We start from the raw sequence: 19,678 nt of genomic DNA on the forward strand, positions 1-19,678 counted from the left end.
AATAGTATCGATGAAAATAATTTATGACTACAATCTATATGTTTCACTTTAATCTGTAAAAGGAATATATAAAATGCAATGTCACGTTCTAATATCTATGGATAGTAATGATTATAACTGTAAATGGTTTTTTTAAAAAAACATTAATCCACTTAAAGCTTTTTACTTTATTTTTCATGATCTGTTCTAGTGCATATTTTATTTATAATATATACAATATTGAAAAACTACAAAATATGTATATCACTACATTAAATAATGTTTATTCTGTTGCTCGTCGGTTTGGTTCATTTTATAACAATACAAGTACTGTTGCCTTAAATAAAGGGACATACATTTTTAATGGTGTCTCGGTTATCGTCAACACACCAACCAATGCTAAAATATTATCAACAGGAATAAACCAATTACGTTCAAATATCAACCAACTTACTAATAATAATATATGGACAGTGGCCGTTTTTGAAACCGCATCAGATTATTCACACTTTGATCCTCTTAGACCGGCTTATTTAAAAGGTTATGATAAAATAGCCATTAATACTATCGTTAAAAATGAAGACTTGATGGATACTTATCGTTCATTTTATGGCTGTAATATAAAGTTAACCGATATATATAAAGAACCAGGAACTAATAAAATAATTCGTACTATTTATTATCCAATCTATAATAATAAAAAATTGGATTCTCTTTTGGCAATAGATATTAATAACTCTGCTTTTAAAAATACCTTAGCTAAATTTAATAGTAACAAGATAACAATTATTAGCATGGATAATAATAATATTTATCACACAAGTGAGTTATTACCATGTTCAACCGTTGATCCCATTAACTTAGGGATTAATTTTTATACTCTTTTAAAAGCCACCTTTTTACCCTCTCTTTTATTAATGTTTTTATATCATTCATTAACGCAGCTAATTGCTAATAAAAATTTCATTTTACGCTACGATCAAATGACACATTTTTATCGCCGTGACTACTATGAAAGTAAATTAATTAATCAGAAAAATTTTAATTTATTAATTATCGATATTGATCACTTCAAAAATGTAAATGACACCTATGGTCATGAAGTGGGTGATGACGTTATTCGTGCTGTCACTAAGCGTATTAATAATTGTATTCGGAAAAAAGATATCGCCATTCGTTGGGGTGGTGAAGAATTTATATTATCGTTTCCAGATATGAATAAAGAACAACTAACAATAAAAGCCAAAAATATATGTGACTCAATTTCTCGCTGTCCTATATTAGACATTAATATTACAATTTCTATTGGTGGAACCAGTACAACTAACATGCATTTTAATGACGCCTATAAAGTAGCAGATCAAGCACTTTATCACTCTAAAAATAATGGCCGTAATCAAGCTACCATTGTTTAGATAACAATTAAATTGATTCTATACAAAATAGCCCATAGTTGTTGAGCTAAAGATCATAGGCATGCAATAACAAAACATAATTATAAATTCATAAATTTGTTACACCCTCTTGTCAAACTTCTATCACTAAGGGTATAAATAGGAACATAACTCTTTAACTACCCATGGATGATCGATATGTTTGAAAAGATTACAGCAGCACCCGCAGACCCTATTCTCGGTTTAACAGACGAATTTAAAGCTGATCCTAGAACACATAAAATTAACCTCGGCGTGGGTATTTATAAAAATGAAGCAGGTAACACACCTGTTTTAGCTACTGTAAAAAAAGCAGAAGCCATTTTATTAGCACAAGAAACAACAAAATCTTATTTAGGCATTCCAGGAACGCCTGAGTATGGTTTAGCAGTGCAGCAACTACTCTTTGGTACTGATTCTACACTTATTGCAGAAAAACGAGTTCAAACGGCACAAGCCCCTGGCGGTACAGGAGCATTACGCGTTGCTGCTGAATTTATTAAACGCCAGTTAGGGGATGTTACGGTTTGGATCAGTAATCCTACATGGGCAAACCATCATGGTGTTTTTGGTGCCGCCGGCCTAGAGACGAAGACTTACGGTTACTATAACGCCCACACAAAAAATATCGATTTTGATGCGATGGTGGCAGATTTAAATCAAGCAAATGCAGGTGATGTCGTCTTATTCCACGGCTGTTGTCATAACCCAACAGGTATAGATCCAACTAATCAACAATGGCAAACACTGGCTAAGCTCTGCCTAGAAAAACAATTACTGCCAATGTTTGACTTTGCTTACCAAGGCTTTGCTCAAGGTGTTGAAGAAGATGCACAAGGACTGCGTATCTTTGCCGATCAAATGCCAGAACTCCTCGTTGCTAGTTCATTCTCTAAAAACTTTGGCCTTTACAATGAGCGTGTAGGTGCTTTTACTTTAGTTGCCAAGAACGCTGAGCAAGCAGTGACTTCATTCAGCCAAGTGAAATCTATTGCACGTGTTATTTACTCTAACCCACCCGCTCACGGTGCGGCTATTGTGACACAGATTCTAAACGATGCTGTATTACGTGCTGAATGGGAACAAGAAGTTACAGAAATGCGCGATCGTATTCAAGAAATGCGCGTATTATTTGTAGCAACACTAAAACAATGTGGTGTTGATACCGACTTTAGCTTTATTGAGCGTCAAAATGGTATGTTCTCATTTTCAGGCCTTAATAAAGACCAAGTAAAACGTCTCAAAGAAGAATTTGCTATCTATATAGTAGGCTCTGGTCGTATCAGCGTTGCCGGTATGACCAAATCAAATATGTTACCGTTATGCCAAGGTATTGCTGCCGTTCTGTAACGCATAAAAAATAAACTATACCCATAAAAAAAGAGGATGATTATCCTCTTTTTTTTACTGTTATATGATAAAAATATTATTAGCCTGATTTATTCAATGGTAATACATTACAATAAAGATCATGTTCATAATGCTTCTCTAATTGCTTACGCCAAGGCCGTTCTGATATTGGAACAAGATAAAACATTTCTCTTGTGGTATCAGTTACAAACGCCATTCCATGCCGCATCACTTCATAATGTATATCGTGAATATAACCAAGAGAAAAACTTTGTCTCCCTGTTAACATATTAATATCTTCGCGACTGAGGGATACTCCCTGTGTTTCATCTGCAAATCGTTCAAGTAGCCAACCAGAAAATTCCTTTGCACTTATCATCGTCATAAGATCAGTTTCTCCGAATTCTGCGTACTCCTTGAGAATTACTCTCCTTGTTTATAGTTATAGCAGAGTAAAAAAAAAGCGTCGGTTTTATGTCTTAAAGATAATAATAGTATAGACAATAGTTGTGATAAGGGGACAAAAGAGGAGAAAAATCATAATCAAACGAAGAAATCCCCGCTTCTTAAAGAGAAGCGGGATTAGCATATCTTAAAGTGCTTTATATAACACTTTATTCCCTGCCAATTGGATGCGCTCAACTAACCCTTCTTCTGTTAGTTTTTTTAGCGCACCAGTAGCCCAAGAAGCCGCTTTAGCCTCTTCTTGGCCTGCTTGTAAACCAATACCTTTTGGATTTAAACCATCAGTATGGCTTACAACAATATCTAGTACTTGTTGTTGCTTAGGTGTCAGCGTTGCAATTGGCTTAGAAACAGTCGTTGGCTTAGAAACAATAGTGTCAGTAACCACTGCCGTATCAATAACTAATTCAACTTCTGGCATCTTTTGAACTGCTAAGACTGTATTGCTTAAAAGAGGTTTCTGTTTATGCAGTTTACGTTGAACATTACGTTTGTGAGAAATTCTCATTACTTCTTTACTCCGTTACACTACTTTTCAATCTCCACTCTTTTCATCGAGAAAAAGTGAGCGCGTTTTATACCAAGGTTATGTAACAATTACCAGTAAACGGTTATTTATCCGCCGATAAATATGATCACTCACAAACGAACATCAAATAATTGCGAATTTGGACGCATTTTTAGTAAAAGTATGCATCAAATTCATCATTTTCATCGGAATTCTTTTTTAGACAAATACATCTATAATATATATTTGATCGCGATAATAACATCATCATCGTCGTTTGAATGGTTTAGGAGGCTGTGATGGAAACGCTTCATATTCATACGGAAAAACTGACCACAAAACATTTTATCTGGATAGCAATAATATTTACCACTCTCACCTTTGCTTTATTAAGTTATTTTAATACTCAATTACCAACAATAAGCCTCTTGATGATCGCTATATCATTTGGGTGTATTTTGCTATTTACTGCCACCTTCTTCAATCCATCGACCATGAGTTTCACATTGACCTTTATGCATTGCCAATTTCATAGCCACTATGGGGGTTGGTCAACAACATGGCATAATATTCAGCATATAGGGAACGTGACACTGTCATCAGATGGATGGCATCTTCCCTTACCTTGGATTGGCATTCGTTTAAAAAGTTATGATGATTTTATTCGAACTATCTGCCCACGCGTTGCATCTAGACTGTTACTAGAACAACGTATTTTACTGGTCATGGAACTTAAGCACAGCGCTCACCCAACCCATCAACTTGAGGATATATTATTTGATGATGATCCATTTATAACCAGTAGCGGTGAACAATTTCAAGGACTTCAAGCAATGCTTGCCAATCGAATGCGTTATAATCGAGAATTACTAGGGTTTGATTTTTTTATTGCAGATGATGTGCTTGATCGCCCTGTAAACGATTTTATTGGCCTATTACGTCGCTATAAAGCTGCAGCTTAATTTCATGATGAAACAGCAGTAGTAACCTTTTGAGCTTTAAGAAAAGGCAATAACAACAACCCAATTAATGCTGCAGCGACGGAAATAACAACAAAAAAGCCTGTCCAATGATAATGATTCATAATAATAGCCAGTGGATATCCCGCTAATGCAGCCCCCATATAGGCAAATAAGCCAACAAAACCTGTTGCAGCGCCGACTGAATCTTTATGAGAACACTCTGCGGCAGCCATACCAATTAGCATTTGCGGACCAAAAACAAAAAAGCCAATTGCAAAAAAACAACCTGCTTGCAAAATATAATTAGTGACAGGCATTAACCACAACGCAGCAACCGCCAAAAAGATGCCCATAGAAAAAAGCAGGATCATTGGACCACGGTTACCACCAAATAATTTATCTGAGCCCCAGCCTCCCACAAGAGATCCTAAAAAACCACCAATCTCAAAAAGTGATAACGCTCCATTTGCAGACAACAGACTATAATGGTGCTGTTCCGTTAAATAAATATTACCCCAGTCATTAATCGCTGTTCTAACGATATAAACCAGCACATAACTTACCGCGAGTAACCACAAATACTTATTGGTTAAGACATACTTAAATAAAACTTGTCGCTGAGTGAGGCCAATCCCTTCATTTTCTTGGGCAACTTCTAAATAATCATTACGCCATAAACCAACACTAGGTAGCCCCATCGCCGTCGGTTTATTTCGTAAACGCCAACAGAGACCAATACCAATCACAATAGCAATAATACCGGGAATAAAAAAACCGTAGCGCCAGCCATAATGCACGGTTAAAAACCCCACCAGTAATGGAATAAATGCTCCACCAACATTATGAGCAGTATTCCAACATGACCACCATAAGCCACGTTCAGAGCGTGAATACCACGTTGTTAATAACTTAGAACAAGCAGGCCAACCCCACCCTTGAAACCATGCATTGGCTATCCACAATAACGTAAACGCAACGATTGAGCTGGAAAAGCCAAAACAGATATTTATAATGCCTGTCGCAATTAACCCTATTCCCATAAAATAACGAGGGTTAGAGCGATCTGATATCATGCCTGAAATAAATTTTGAACACCCATACGTCAGATAGAATAACGTGCCCATCATACCAATATCGGCTTTATCCCAACCTAAATCAGCAATCATGGTTGGCATTGCATAAGTAAAATTTTTACGGGTTAAATAAAATCCCGCATAACCAATATACATGCTGACCATGATATGCAACCGCCAATATTTATAGCGTTGATCAACGGTTGGATCTGATAATACGGCCATGTGGTACCTGATTATATAAAGGAGTTAAAGATTGTCATTATGTTAAAGGTAAAATAATGGCTAGTGTTGTACCCGTATTTGTAATGTGTTTTTGTGAGGCGTTTTCTTGGAAACTATCACGGTGGTGACTGACTATCGAACACTGTCCTCCTAGAATTTCAACCCGCTCACGAATGCCTCGAAGACCAAAACCTTTAAAAGCATCTTCTGCTTTAAATCCAACCCCATTATCTTCAATTTGTAATCTAATTTGTTGATCAATTTGTAATTCAATAATAACTTCTGTGGCATGTGAATATTTAGCAATATTATTCAATGCTTCTTGGCAAATACGGTATAGCGTTACACTTGTCGTATCACACAATGGTGGCTGATGACGCCCCCATGCCATAGCAACCTCAATCCCTTTATCTTCTAGTTTTAAGTCACACACAACTTGCTCTACAGCTTTAGCTAAACCAAGATCATCTAATGTTTTTGGACGTAACCGTGATAATAAGCCTTTGGTTGTGTCATAAATATTAAGCGATAATTGCTCAATGGTCGACGAGCATTGCTGAGTAACCGGCGTTAACTCCACCCGTTTCAAAATGCTGGCTTGCATTCTGATCGCGGTAATATTTTGGCCTATTTCATCATGTAATTCTCTAGCTACATCTCGTCGAACAGACTCTTCTGTCTTAATTAATTGACGCGATAAAACCTGATTTCGACCTAACTCTGATGATAATTTGGTATTAAGATCTCGTTGCCGTTGAATCCCAAGACCTAACAGAATTCCCGTTAAACTTTGTGCTGAGAGTGATAATAATAAATCCGTAATTTCCATATTACTAACATCACTTCGAGCTGCAATTAACGCAATACTATTAAGCAATGTTCCAAGTAATGCACCTTGCCACCCATGACGAAAGGCAAGCACAATAATAGGTATGGCTAAGCAAAAAGGAGCAAAACGGCTAAGCTCATCAGGCAAATTTACTTGTAATAAGATATTAGCAATAAAAAGTAAGGCATATAAACACAGATCACGGTGACGTAATTCTAATGGCTTAGAAATAAGAGCGACGGTAAGTGGAATCCATGACCGATTAAACAAGAAACTCCATAATAAATAACACGTAGGCACTAGCATTAATCCACCAGTGACGCTGATTAGAAAGATCATACCCATTGGTGATAGCGGTAGTTGAACGATAGATCGAAATCCCATCACCATAACAACATTAATCACCGCAGTGGAGACAATAACTGCTGCCATAATGAATAACTGCCGCCATTGATCGCCATAATAATAACGGCGAGCAAACCACAATACGGGCCATGATAAAATACTCGCAATTAAAATGGGCCACCACGGAAGATCATTAAGCGCTTTTGCCAATAATAAAATCAGCCCCCATTCAGTGCCATAAATGACAATCCAATAGCGGCTAGCAGTATGCAGTGTTATTCCTAATCTCAATGCAAAAGGGAAAAATAGAATGGCTAATGCAGGGTCAACAAGAAAATAAAAAGCAATAACCCACAAGCAAAACCAGCTACAAATAAAAAATAATCCCCCGCCTAATGACGTCAATACATAATGACGCATTACAATATTTCTAGCGGAAAATATTTAACTAACTCAACATTATTACTCACATTAAGTTTGTCCATTGCATTCGCACGATGCACATGAACAGTTTTATGGCTTAACCCTAATTCAACCGCAACCGCTTTAACGTCTAATCCCGCAGCCAACATTTCACTAATTTGGCGCTCACGTTTGGTTAAACATGCAATAGATTGTTGGTAAGGATCTGTGGTTTCTAATTGCATTTCGATATCAGATGCTAAATAAGATTCGCCTTTTGCAACTTTTCGTACGGCTTGAACAAGTTCATCAGGGCTACAGCGCTTACTTAGATACCCTTTTGCGCCCGTTGTTAATGCTTTATTTATCACTGTTGCTGAATCATGCACGCTTAACATAATACAACCTGCACTATTGGCTACATCTTCGAGTAATGTTAAACCACTTTCATTTGGCATTGAAATATCAATAATACAGACATCAACAGCTTGCTTAGCTAAGCCATTACGCGCTTCTTGTGCCGAACTAAATTGGTTAATAACTTTCATATCTGGTTCTAACGATAATAATTGAGCAAAACCAGAACGGACAATGACATGATCATCAACTAAAGCGATTGTAATCATAACGAGACATACCCATAAGCATTAAAAAACAACAAAAGAAGTCTTAATCGACATAAAGTACCGTTTGAAATAAATTCATGCAAGCTCTAGCCCATTAAATGTTTATTTGGTTTTAAAAAACGCAAAAACCACTGCCAATAAAATCACCAGTGGTTATTAACTTAGTTTATCTGTACTGTGCAACTAACCGTCAAGTCACACAGTTAGTTTAATATAGTGGCATTTCGTCGGCTACGAACGGGTTAGTCACTCGCTCATGACCAAAAGTAGATAATGGACCATGCCCGGGAACAAACGTTACGTCATTACCTAAAGGCCACAATTTAGTTTTGATCGAAGTAATCAATGTTGGGTGATTACCTTGAGGGAAATCAGTACGACCGATACCCCCTTTAAATAATACGTCTCCGACAAATGCAACTTTCGCATCCGCACTGTAAAAAATTACATGCCCAGGCGTATGACCTGGAGTATGAAGTACTTGTAACGTTTGATTACCTACAGTTACCATGTCGCCATCATTAAGCCATTGAGTTGGCGAAAATGCTTCTGTCATTGGAAGGCCAAACATTTCGCTTTGACGAGGTAAACCTTGTAGCCAAAATTCATCATCTTGTTGCGGACCAATCACCGGAACCTCAAGGATCTGAGAAAGAGGTTCAGCGCCACCCACATGATCTAAATGCCCATGGGTAAGTAATAATTGAGTAACGTTAACACCCAATGCTGCCACTTCTTTTTGAAGTTGCTCAATATCACCACCGGGATCAATAATCGCAGCTTGATGTGTTTCATCACACCAGATAATAGAACAATTTTGTTGAAACGGTGTTACTGGTACTATTTTATATTGAAGACTCATTCATACTTCCTAAACGGAGACACTATTTAGCGAAGCATGCCACGAATATCCTTAAAAATACAGATGACACAACAATAAACTACCCTCTCCAATTACGGACGGGGCCAGTATCAATATGAACAAATTGACTATTTGGATAATAACCAACGCCACCAATGTTTAAATCTAACGCCGCCTTACGTATTTTAGCTAAAGGCACACCTTCAAGATTAAAATCAATAGCCTGAGCTTTCATATGATAGCTCTTCTTTGCAACACCACCGCGTTTTGCTAGCATCTTATTGGTTTTAGATGAGCGATAACCTGAAAATAATTGCGCATAACCTTCATGACCAAGGTAAGATTGAATTTGTGCAATAGCATCATATAAACGACGATCTATACGAGCAATTTCATTTTGACGGAAATCACGGCAAAGATGATCTAAGCGTCGAACTTCTTTTCCCACATACGTTTTACCATTAAAGTACTTCGTTTCTAATTCTTCACCTGTATGCAAATTGCGCAATAACATTGTTCGAGGTGTTGTTGCTTGAAAAGAACTTGCTTGAGCAATATTAGGAAGCATACATACACCAACAGCGATTCCACTTAATGTTAAAAATTTACGGCGACTAATATCTAAATTTGACATAACTTACACAACCAAAAAAATAATGTTATCTATTGCTAAAGCAATTCATATACCAATGTTGCAAAACATTATCTTCAGTTAATTAAGCAGTCAAATACACAAGTCACATAATATCAAATTGATAAATCTATTTTTAAATATCATTAACTTACACGAAATTATTATTGTAAGAAGAAATTAATAGCACATTATTTGTTGTCATTAGTCATATTCATAAATATCAAAACGGTAATTGACCGCGCCTTCATCATTAACCCATGCCGTTTGATAAATAATTTCAACTGGCACTTTTTTTCCTTTATTAAGACTAATTGTGCGCGTTTTTTTACTTCTAGAAAATGTGTTAAATTGAGATTCATTTTTTCCTGAATATTGTAATAATGCCAAAGCCAATGATTTTGATTCCAGCACACGTACACAACCAGAGCTCAGTGCACGGTCATGCTTATTAAATAATACCGGGTATGATGTATCATGCAGATAAATAGCTTGGTTATTGGGAATATTAAATTTATATAAACCTAACGCATTTTTTTTACCTGGTTTTTGGCGTAAACGGTATGGGAATTTATTTGGCGAAAATAAATCATAAGGAATTGAATTTATATTTATTTTTTCAGTACTACTCCAACTACGAATAACTTCATAATTATGGCGTCTCAAATAACTCCGGCTACGCTTCACCTTCGGTAATATATCTTTCTTCATAATTGAATTGGGTACATTCCAATAGGGATTAAAGACCACAGAGTTAACCACAGAGTTAAAAATCGGGGTTTGCCGCGATGGCTTACCAACAATCACCTTGCTGCTCATAACCCAACGACCATTCAGCCATAACTTCATATAATAGCTCGGAATATTCACAACAATACCCGTATAAAGGCTAGTCGACCACAACCGTAACCGTTGTGCATTTAATGCTAATAGCCGTACACGTTGAGTGGGATTTAATGCTAACCATTGTTGTGTTTGCGAGCCAATAACACCGTCACGTTTTAAGCCATGCCTCGCTTGAAAGCGTTTTATTGCCAACACCAACGTACCAGTATATAGCGATTTATGCTGTTGCTGGTAACGCTTAGCTTCACGAGGTGATATGTCACCTAATCGTTCAAGTATTATAAGTAAACTGGGTATAAAGGTAATATTTTTTCCTGGATCAACTTTGCCATTAAACCTCAATACTGGCCAACGGAATGCATGTTGAGAATCCAATTTATTGATTGATGCGACTAATTGATTATATTCTGAAAGCTGTGGTTTTAAGCGAACAATAAATTGATTAAAACGATGATTCTCATAATTATCAAGCATATTTTCAATCGCTACACGACTAGGTGGTGGTAATGTTGAAGGAGCGGTTTCACCAAACAACCACAATTTACCTTTACCATGTAACTGTTCAATAAAACTGATATAGATTAATAAGGTATCTGTTGCTATAACATCATATTGTTGCCAGTTTCTTTGTTGTTGTAATTGAATCAATAAATGGTACCTAGCGGTTAATTCTTTATTTGTTTCAGATAGACTAAGAATACGAAGTTGATCTATAAAATCATTTATTACTTGTTTGCTCTCCCAAAATTGACGAAATCCGGTTGATAAATATAATTCAACTAATATTGAAGGATATTTAAGACGTGCTTTATTTGCATTAGCATCTGCAACCCATCGTTGGGCACCATTAAGCATATTTGTCGATTTATTGATAGTCACTAATGAGGACGATGGGTTATTTATATTTAATAAGGTCTGTTCACGATTATCTCCAAGTTGTTGAGAATAGGCATATTGTACTTGTAAGTAAAAGCTGATAAATACTAATATGACAATAAAAAAAGCATTCTTAATAAATGTCATTAAATACCCCTATTCACACGTCAGCATGAAAGTAAAACTATATTTGATGATTAAATATAGAATAAAAACATATTCGCAAATCTTAGAAATACAAATATTATTCAATATTTAGAATAACAATTTCTTTTCATTGAAGATTAATCTTAGAGCCTAAAAGTGCGTGTTATGCACATCAACAGTACAATAACAATATCCAGTCAATTAACCTCACTGCGTTATCTCATATTGTATGTAATGTCCCCCTCGATACAAGGATAAGAATAGCTCTCATTTTCATAAACAGCTTGAATTTACAACCTTGAAACACTTAAATGTAAAATCAATGACACATAATTCCTTTTATCTATAAATAAATTAACTAGATACAGATAAAGACCAATGAAAACATTATAATTCTTGTATACTCTCATCATGAAAGTACCTTCTACATTAGAATGATTTTATAGCGTTATTACATACAGATTTAATTGGAGAGTTAGATGGATAGGCACGAAGAAGTATTGATTGCTCTGCGACAAATTATTCGAGCAATTGACCTACATTCTAGAAAGTTGAATAAGAATGCCGGACTGACTGGTCCACAGTTAGTATTAATGCGTGCAATTCGTGGATCAGGCGAGATTACTATTCGTCAGCTATCTAATAACACCAATATGAGTCAAGCAACAGCAACAACAATTCTTGACCGTTTAGAAAAACGAGGCTTAGTTGTTCGTCAACGGAGTGTACTTGATAAACGCAAAGTCCACGCTCATTTGACAGAGGCTGGCGTAACGTTACTTAATAAAGCACCATTACCATTACAAGACAGCTTTATTTCTCAGTATCAAGAGTTAGAAGATTGGGAACAATCACTACTACTTTCTTCCGTGCAACGTATTTCAACTATGATGAATGCAGAGCACCTCGATGCCGCACCATTATTAGAAGTTGGTAGTATTACAAAGCAAGAAAAATTGCATGTAGATAGCTCTGACGACGAATAACAGCAATTAAAAACCGACATTGTTGTCGGTTTTATTTTACTGAATAAAAGTTATCCCGCTAATACAGGATCAACCTGATACTTCATCAACGTTGATGGCACTTGTTGTTGAGTTAACTCATACATTGCTAATAATAATGCTTGTTTAATTGCTGTTTCATCATGTACCTCAACCGCTGATAAAGCACAATCCAAAGCCTGTTTTATTGCCTCAACTTTCATACGAATGAGCAGTATTTGTTCCTGTTCTGATAACGCTAATTGAGTAATAACTTGTGCGTTTGAATCAGTGTTCTGAGCATGACTCAAAATACTTAATTGCTGACTTAGCAAATCTAAAGTGCAAATCGAATTAAGTAACGATGGTGGGGATTTTATCATTGTAATATCCTTATTTATCAATGAAAAATAAACATTAATTTATAGTAATACATATTTAATCAGCAAGTTGTTAACGCGATCAAATAATAGATATTACATAGAGTTAGGCAATATTTTACTTATTAATCCCTGTTATTATTACTGATAAACCAAACAGCAATAACATCACCTCTATACACTCAACTTACATCTTTAAAACATTATACGTTCCATAACACACTCTTCTTTTTCTCACCTAGCCTCAGTCGCTATCATCCCGTATTATTGATTCCTCTCTTTCATCAATGGAATCAACCAATGTTACTTGAAGGTATTGAAACGTTATTAGTACTCGCGGAAGAAGGTACTATGAGTCGCACTGGCAGTCGGCTGTATATTAGCCAATCAGCAGTAAGCAAACGGATTGCTAAATTAGAAACAACGTTAGGAACAAAGTTGATTGTTCCAGCAGGAAGGTTAATAAAACTAACCCCCGATGCGTATGCATTAATTAAAAACGTTGGGCCTAGTTTTAATGAAATTCGAGGGCTGATTTTTGAACATCAAAATATAGACGATCAAAGTATTATTACGATTGATTGCTCTGAAACCTTAGTGGCAGGATATTTATCACATGCACTCGGACAGTATTTTCAACATGATAAATACATTGCGATTACAACGCATCATACACCAATCATTGTTGAAAACATTCAATCAGGTAAGGCATCGATTGGCTTTTGTGCGGGGCACTTACCAGCTAACTCGCGCTTTATTGCAGAGCATTTGATGGATGAGCCTTTTAAAGTGGTTTTTAATCAACCACTACTTACACTGCCGACCGCTATTGTTACCAATGATTTAAAAAACCCATCCAATATCTCTCAGGCTGCAATACTGCAAAAGCAAGGGATCATGCCAATAATGGAAATGGACTCTTACACAGCTGCTGCACAATTGGCACTAGCAGGTATGTTACCTGCTCTAGTGCCTAATTCAATAGTCAAAACTTTAAACATTCACGCTAAATTCTGTTTTGAATTTGAAGAATTAGCAGAACTAACTCGGCCAATCCATCTAATCTACCGTCAAAATAGTTATAAATTACCGCGTGTTAAAAAACTAATTGAAACCATTGCGGGTGCTGTTGCCACAACAACTTGATCGCCATTCCCATCGACATAATAACAACCATTGGTCGAATAAAACGCTGACCTTTACTAATAACAACATGTGCGCCTAATCGCGCCCCCATAAAACCACCCACAGCCATTATTAACCCCACCTTCCAAACAGGTAATCCAGCCAAAATAAACAATATTAACGCTGCAATATTAGAGGTGAAATTTAAAACTTTAGTACGAGCGGTCGCTTCTACTAGCCCTAATTGAGCAATAACAACAAAACAAATTGTAAAAAATGAACCTGTGCCTGGGCCAAAAAAACCATCATAAAAACCGATACTTGTGCCTACTGAAAATGCAAAAGCCGCTTCTGATAATCTAGGAGTGCCTCCCCCGGTACCAATATTAGGGGAAAATAAAAAATACAGTGAAATGCAAACTAATAAAATAGGAATAAGGCTTGTCAGTATGCTCGCATCAATATACTGCACTAACACAGCCCCCGCAGCTGAACCTGCAAACGTACAGCCTATAGCCAATCGCATTTGTTTAAGATTAACTAATCCATTACGGACAAAATACCAAGATGCTGAAAAACTACCAAATGAGCTTTGTAATTTATTGGTTGCCAATGCTTGAGCCGGTGGAATCCCAACAGACAAGAGAGCTGGCACTGTGAGCATTCCTCCACCACCAGCGATTGCATCAATAAATCCGGCCGCTAACGCCACACAAAATAAAATAACTAATACATCTATACCTAATTCCATTTACGATCACTTTATTAATCAACATACTAATAGCAGAATAATAACGGTGATTAAGTATATCGAACAGTGAAAGCTAGGATAGCAACCCATTCCGGTTTGGAATGGGTTTATGAAGCCTAATTTTGATTACGGCAGATCTCAGCAGGAAAAGACAATTGCACCATAATAAAACGCTTAAATAACTCATCATACGGTTGGTCATCAACGGCTTTTTGCATACACATAAGCCATGCTTGTTTTTCAGCTAAGCCAATATGGTAGTGGTGATGAGCACTAGCAAGGTTCATGCGTCCATAGCGCTCGATATAATTGTCTTCCCCTCCCATCCAACCAATCAAAAACGTTGTCAATTTTTGCTGAGCTTCAGTCAGATTATCACTGTGCATAGCACGTATCGTTGCCGCTTCAGGTAAGCTCTCGATATAGTAATAAAAATCAGTAACAAGTTGTTGTACACCGATCTCACCACCCGCCGCCTGTAAAATGCTCTCTCCTTGTTCAAACTTCGGGACATTACGCTTTTTTACACCTGAAAAATCATCACCTTCGGGGAACTCAACTTTATCAACCATTTCATTATCACTTTATTAAAATCCTTTTTTTATAGTATAAGAAATAAATAAAGAGCAGCCATAGCCACTCTTTATTATTTATTGTTGATCACATTTTTAATTAACTCACATACAAAGGCCCACTAAAAGAGGTAACAGGAGGTACTTTGCCCGTGAACTTTTCAAAATTAACCACTACCGTATTAGCACTGGTTGCTTGAGCAAGCTCTGAGGTTGGAATATCAATGGTTAATGTATTAGGATCACCATAAGTATCTATAGCGCCAATATCATTATTGAGTGGCCCAAACCATGCTCCTTCTTCAATACGAATCACCCCTGTTGGATAATGGCTTGAAAGTACAGCGCCGGCTAATAACTGCCCACGATCATTAAACACTCTCACAATATCGCCATCTTTAATGCCTTTTTTCTTCGCATCATCAGGATTGATATAAACGGGTTCATGCCCTTTTACGGCATAGGTATTACGGAAGTCTTCAGAATCACACATCTGTGAATGTAGACGTTTATTGGGATGGCATGATTGTAACCAAAATGGGAATTTATTTGATTTTGGCCCACCGTGTGAACGTTCTTCTTTTTCAAACCACATCGGATGGCCTTGGCAATGTTCATAGTTATAACGCGCAATTTTACGGCTATAAATCTCAATAAAGCCAGAAGGTGTACCTAAACTATTAATCTCAGGATCTTCTCTGAAAGCCGCGTGACTAACATAGGTTTGATCGGTTGGGAACGCCACTAATCCTTGCTGCCAAAACTGACTAAACTCTGGCATTTCATGTTTATCTTTATTTGCTTTGCGACAGTCATTATACAGTTGTTCTATCCACTGCATTTCAGTCATACCACGGGTATATTGCTTACTTTTCCCAAAACGCTCTGTTAATTCAGTGAATATCTGAAAGTCGGTTTTTGATTGATATAATGGATCAACCAATTTGTGCATCGCTAGAATACCACTGGTTGAGTAAGTACCATATTGGTCAAGATCACTACGTTCAAATTGTGTACAAGCCGGTAAAACAATATCAGAAAAACGGCACGTTGGTGTCCATGTATAATCAATATTCACCACCGTTTGCAGCTTTCTAAATGCCTCTTTCATACGATTACGTTGTTGATGGTGATTCCATGGATTACAGCCGCTAAACACCATCATTTTAATATCAGGTAATACGACATCACTGCCGTTATATTGAATTTTCTTACCCGGTTCCATAATGGCATCAATCCATCGAGCAACGGGAATAGTTGAGCTATAACCTTTAAAATCAGTATTATTCCAGATAGGCTGCTGACCTTCATCGACATTACGCGGAAAGCCACCCGGCCCGGCCGCAGTACTAAAAGGTAATCCAACCCCACTATAAAAATGCGAGTAAGACACACCACCTCCAGGCAAACCAATTTGACCTAGCATGGAGGCTAACACCGCCCCCATCCAATACGGCTGCTCACCATGCTGTTGTCGTTGCACTGCCCAACCAAACATCAACATAGTACGATCTTTCACTAAATTACGCGCAAATTCTCGAATCGCATCAGCTTTAACACCACAAATAGGTTCAGCCCACTCTGGCGTTTTAGCTATTTTGTCTTTACCTGTGCCTAATAAATAAGGTAAGAACTCATTAAAGCCAAGTGTATACATTTCTAGAAATTGCTTATCGTACAAATCTTCTTTATACAATGTGTGCGCAATGGCAAGCATGAAAGGCACATCAGTTTGAGGATTAACGTATTGATGTTCACAATTAAAATATTGTTGCGATTTTGATACCACAGGATCGACCGAAATCATGCGGATCTTGCCATCAGCCACTTTCTGTTTTAATTGCTCATAGTAAGCATAAGAACCATGGGTTTCACATTGCCATCCTACTTGGCTATTTTTAATCGGATCATTTGACCACCATATCAATGTCTTACAATCTTTAAGTATGGTTGACCATGTGGTTGCTTGGGCATAAACCTCTGTTGAGCCTAATACGTAAGGTAAAATGGTTTGGCCTGCACCGGTTGAGTAATCACCGACTTTCTTAATAAAGTTACCATGCATACCCACAGCACGTTGCATGTGCGACGTACAACTTTGGAACTGTCCTGTTTCTCGCCATCCTGTTTGACCAGCATGCAATGCCCAAGGACCGTAATCTTTCTGTACCCGTTGTAATTCTTGATAAAATAAATCTAATGCTTCATCCCATGTCACCCGTACAAAGCGATTATTACCACGAGTTTCACCGCTATATTTATTTTTCTTAAGCCAATCTAAGCGCACCATCGGATAGCGCACCCGTGAAGGACTATAAATTAAGCCTTTGATCCCGTTTAACATATCGGTAGGATTTTTATCAAATTCTAACGGTTTTATTTCAGCGACTTGGCCATTATATATTCGTGCTCGAAATGCACCCCAATGAGAGCCCGATACTTTCCAAATGCCCGGCGCATCGGCTGTTGGCGTATTAGTATCACTCGCGTGTGCAACTTGTAATAATAACCCTGGGCCAATCACAGAAGCGGCACTGGTTGTCGCTAACCCTTGTAAAAATTTACGCCGACTCAAAGACATAGATCTTTCCTCTTTTTAAACGGGATACGCTATCAATGTTTGTCTTTTGCAAAATCTGATGAATGATTTTGTAAATATTTCAAAACAATGGCTTCACTGTCGGTATCAAAATTTACAAAAGCTAACATGCCATTAAACATTCCCGGCCACGTATTGGCATCAAAATGATTTTCGGCAGGTTGAGTATGACAGACACTACAATTAGTTTTATAAGCTGATTGGGCAACTGACCAAATATCATTAACATTACTCACAAACTTCGCTTTTTCTACCCATAGCGTCGCTGTGACTTGTTGCCATTTAAGCCCGGTAACATCATCTTCTTTTTCGGTCGTCCCTTTAACAATATCTTTATTTTGAGCTGCTGTTTTGCTTAATGCTGCGGTAGGAATATTCATCCCAAAATCTTGATTAATAACGCGGCCAAACCCTTTTTCCTTACGCCAACCGCTGATCTCAATTTGTAGCATGTCATCTTTAACAGCGACAACTTTGACACCCGATGCAGGCTCTAATGAACCACCATCTTGGGTTTTTGCCTCATCTTCAAACATAGGAATAAACTGCATGCTGTAATAAGTATTACCGTTCTCATAATCTGTATTTTGTGCTACAACCGCTAATTCAGAAATCATACCGCCTGATGAATCCATATTTGACGGTAAATGGTGGGCAATCCCTTTATGACAATCAATACAGCTTTGATCTTTTGCAGCCGCTTGCTTCATCTGTACTTGTGCCCGTGGCGACATTTCATCCCATTTCATACTGTCGTAACTGTGGCAGCTTTTACATTCTAAAGATTTATTCGCCGCAAATCGCTTCCACTCATGCTGAGCCAACTCCAACCGCTTCGCTTCAAATTTTTCAGGGGTATCAATAGTGCCGACAATTGCACCAAACACTTCTTTACTGGCCTGCATTTTACGGGCTATTTTATCGGTCCAATTATGGGGAACATGGCAATCAGGACACGTTGCCCTCACTCCTGCATTATTCTCCCAGTGAATGGTGCCTTGTAATTCTGGATAAACGGTATCGCGCATTGAGTGACAACTAATACAAAATTTTTCAGTATTAGTCACTTCTAACGCAGTATTAAACCCACCCCAAAAGATAACACCAGCAACAAACCCACCAAGGGTCAGTACACCAAGACTTATCTTCGCAGCAGGACGCCAAAAGGTTAACCATAATTTTTTTATAAACGTCACCATCGTTCTCCCTCCGTTGTTTATTTCATCGAAACATTACAACCTACCCATGCCCTGGAGGACCAAAAACAAACACTTGTAACGCCCATATCGTAAAACCATAACCACTGACTAATGCTATGGATAACAACGGAAATAACAGAATAATAATGAATAAAAAGGCCCACCATTCATAGCGACCTCGTTCTTGCTCGGTAATCTCAGTACTAGCCATAATCGACCTCTAAATAATCATTACAATAGCGATATACCATTCACGAATAACAATGGGTTGATGAAATTATAGTCAATGATAATTAACCTTCACGATCAAACTACAAATAAGTTCCGCCAATTTGGACTTACTCACTTAAATAACAGCCATAAAAAAAGCCAGCATCACTGCTTAATGCTGATCAGTTAAGCCCAAAATGATCAGTTGAACGATCCTGTAGATGTGTAAAAATCCAAGTGTATTTAATGCACTTGGATTTTTTTATGTTTTTAAGACAAGCACTTGAACAGATACATGCC

General features: G+C 37.3%; 19 protein-coding genes. 5 read left to right on the plus strand and 14 right to left on the minus strand.

Annotation, left to right across the window (positions count from 1 at the left end):
• The first annotated feature begins 107 nt into the window (after positions 1–107).
• Together C9I86_RS08935 and C9I86_RS08940 are read left to right on the plus strand one after the other, a co-directional pair.
• Entirely contained in the window at positions 108–1,394 is a 1,287-nt protein-coding gene (locus C9I86_RS08935; RefSeq protein WP_107276174.1) for a GGDEF domain-containing protein, read from the plus strand.
• Between the two features lie 177 nt (positions 1,395–1,571).
• Entirely contained in the window at positions 1,572–2,762 is a 1,191-nt protein-coding gene (locus C9I86_RS08940) for an amino acid aminotransferase (protein WP_080156642.1), read from the plus strand.
• A gap of 79 nt (positions 2,763–2,841) precedes the next feature.
• On the opposite strand, the gene C9I86_RS08945 is transcribed toward C9I86_RS08940, so the two are convergent.
• The gene (locus C9I86_RS08945) at positions 2,842–3,147 is read right to left on the minus strand and encodes a hypothetical protein (RefSeq protein WP_080156643.1); all 306 of its coding nucleotides are present in this window, start codon (positions 3,145–3,147) and stop codon (positions 2,842–2,844) included.
• A gap of 207 nt (positions 3,148–3,354) precedes the next feature.
• Positions 3,355–3,735, minus strand: coding sequence for a MarR family transcriptional regulator (locus tag C9I86_RS08950; protein WP_107276175.1), 381 nt, complete (start codon positions 3,733–3,735; stop codon positions 3,355–3,357).
• 299 nt (positions 3,736–4,034) lie between these two features.
• Here C9I86_RS08950 and C9I86_RS08955 point away from each other — a divergent pair, with 299 nt between their 5' ends.
• Positions 4,035–4,697, plus strand: a complete 663-nt coding sequence (locus C9I86_RS08955) for a DUF2982 domain-containing protein (protein WP_107276176.1) — start codon at positions 4,035–4,037, stop codon at positions 4,695–4,697.
• A gap of 2 nt (positions 4,698–4,699) precedes the next feature.
• Here C9I86_RS08955 and uhpC read toward each other — a convergent pair whose 3' ends face one another.
• From uhpC to C9I86_RS08985, 6 genes are all read right to left on the minus strand, one after another.
• Positions 4,700–5,995, minus strand: coding sequence for an MFS transporter family glucose-6-phosphate receptor UhpC (gene uhpC / locus C9I86_RS08960; protein WP_080156646.1), 1,296 nt, complete (start codon positions 5,993–5,995; stop codon positions 4,700–4,702).
• 37 nt (positions 5,996–6,032) lie between these two features.
• Positions 6,033–7,589: a signal transduction histidine-protein kinase/phosphatase UhpB gene (uhpB, locus tag C9I86_RS08965; protein ID WP_107276177.1), complete on the minus strand. Its 1,557-nt coding sequence runs from the start codon at positions 7,587–7,589 to the stop codon at positions 6,033–6,035.
• Entirely contained in the window at positions 7,589–8,197 is a 609-nt protein-coding gene (gene uhpA, locus C9I86_RS08970; RefSeq protein WP_080156648.1) for a transcriptional regulator UhpA, read from the minus strand. Before uhpA ends, uhpB begins: the two co-directional genes overlap by 1 nt.
• Before the next feature lie 208 nt (positions 8,198–8,405).
• On the minus strand, positions 8,406–9,059 hold the full coding sequence (locus tag C9I86_RS08975) for an MBL fold metallo-hydrolase (protein ID WP_107276178.1): 654 nt from the start codon (positions 9,057–9,059) through the stop codon (positions 8,406–8,408).
• Positions 9,060–9,138: 79 nt separating this feature from the next.
• Positions 9,139–9,693: a YcbK family protein gene (locus C9I86_RS08980; RefSeq protein WP_107276179.1), complete on the minus strand. Its 555-nt coding sequence runs from the start codon at positions 9,691–9,693 to the stop codon at positions 9,139–9,141.
• Positions 9,694–9,894: 201 nt separating this feature from the next.
• Positions 9,895–11,559: a murein L,D-transpeptidase gene (locus C9I86_RS08985; RefSeq protein ID WP_107276180.1), complete on the minus strand. Its 1,665-nt coding sequence runs from the start codon at positions 11,557–11,559 to the stop codon at positions 9,895–9,897.
• A 479-nt stretch (positions 11,560–12,038) separates the two neighbouring features.
• Between C9I86_RS08985 and C9I86_RS08990 the strand changes: the two genes are divergently transcribed.
• Positions 12,039–12,545, plus strand: coding sequence for a MarR family winged helix-turn-helix transcriptional regulator (locus tag C9I86_RS08990; RefSeq protein ID WP_080156652.1), 507 nt, complete (start codon positions 12,039–12,041; stop codon positions 12,543–12,545).
• Positions 12,546–12,595: 50 nt separating this feature from the next.
• On the opposite strand, the gene C9I86_RS08995 is transcribed toward C9I86_RS08990, so the two are convergent.
• Positions 12,596–12,925 carry a hypothetical protein gene (locus C9I86_RS08995; protein ID WP_080156653.1) on the minus strand — a complete coding sequence of 110 codons (330 nt, stop codon included), beginning with the start codon at positions 12,923–12,925 and terminating at the stop codon, positions 12,596–12,598.
• Positions 12,926–13,222: 297 nt separating this feature from the next.
• Here C9I86_RS08995 and C9I86_RS09000 point away from each other — a divergent pair, with 297 nt between their 5' ends.
• Positions 13,223–14,068, plus strand: coding sequence for a LysR family transcriptional regulator (locus tag C9I86_RS09000; protein ID WP_080156654.1), 846 nt, complete (start codon positions 13,223–13,225; stop codon positions 14,066–14,068).
• Here C9I86_RS09000 and C9I86_RS09005 read toward each other — a convergent pair.
• The 5 genes from C9I86_RS09005 to C9I86_RS09025 all read right to left on the minus strand — a co-directional run bounded on the left by C9I86_RS09005 (position 14,019) and on the right by C9I86_RS09025 (position 19,379).
• Positions 14,019–14,798 carry a TSUP family transporter gene (locus C9I86_RS09005; RefSeq protein WP_080156655.1) on the minus strand — a complete coding sequence of 260 codons (780 nt, stop codon included), beginning with the start codon at positions 14,796–14,798 and terminating at the stop codon, positions 14,019–14,021. The two genes, C9I86_RS09000 and C9I86_RS09005, sit on opposite strands and share 50 nt — an antisense overlap.
• Before the next feature lie 116 nt (positions 14,799–14,914).
• Entirely contained in the window at positions 14,915–15,370 is a 456-nt protein-coding gene (locus tag C9I86_RS09010; protein ID WP_080156656.1) for a group II truncated hemoglobin, read from the minus strand.
• Positions 15,371–15,470: 100 nt separating this feature from the next.
• Positions 15,471–17,951 (minus strand): trimethylamine-N-oxide reductase TorA, encoded by a 2,481-nt coding sequence (torA, locus tag C9I86_RS09015; protein WP_080156657.1) that lies wholly within the window; start codon positions 17,949–17,951, stop codon positions 15,471–15,473.
• A gap of 32 nt (positions 17,952–17,983) precedes the next feature.
• The gene (torC, locus tag C9I86_RS09020; RefSeq protein ID WP_107276181.1) at positions 17,984–19,168 is read right to left on the minus strand and encodes a pentaheme c-type cytochrome TorC; all 1,185 of its coding nucleotides are present in this window, start codon (positions 19,166–19,168) and stop codon (positions 17,984–17,986) included.
• A gap of 40 nt (positions 19,169–19,208) precedes the next feature.
• Entirely contained in the window at positions 19,209–19,379 is a 171-nt protein-coding gene (locus tag C9I86_RS09025; RefSeq protein WP_080156659.1) for a periplasmic nitrate reductase, NapE protein, read from the minus strand.
• Positions 19,380–19,678 lie beyond the last annotated feature (299 nt).

This window comes from Photobacterium sp. NCIMB 13483, from assembly GCF_003025475.1.
Taxonomy (GTDB): domain Bacteria; phylum Pseudomonadota; class Gammaproteobacteria; order Enterobacterales; family Vibrionaceae; genus Photobacterium; species Photobacterium piscicola.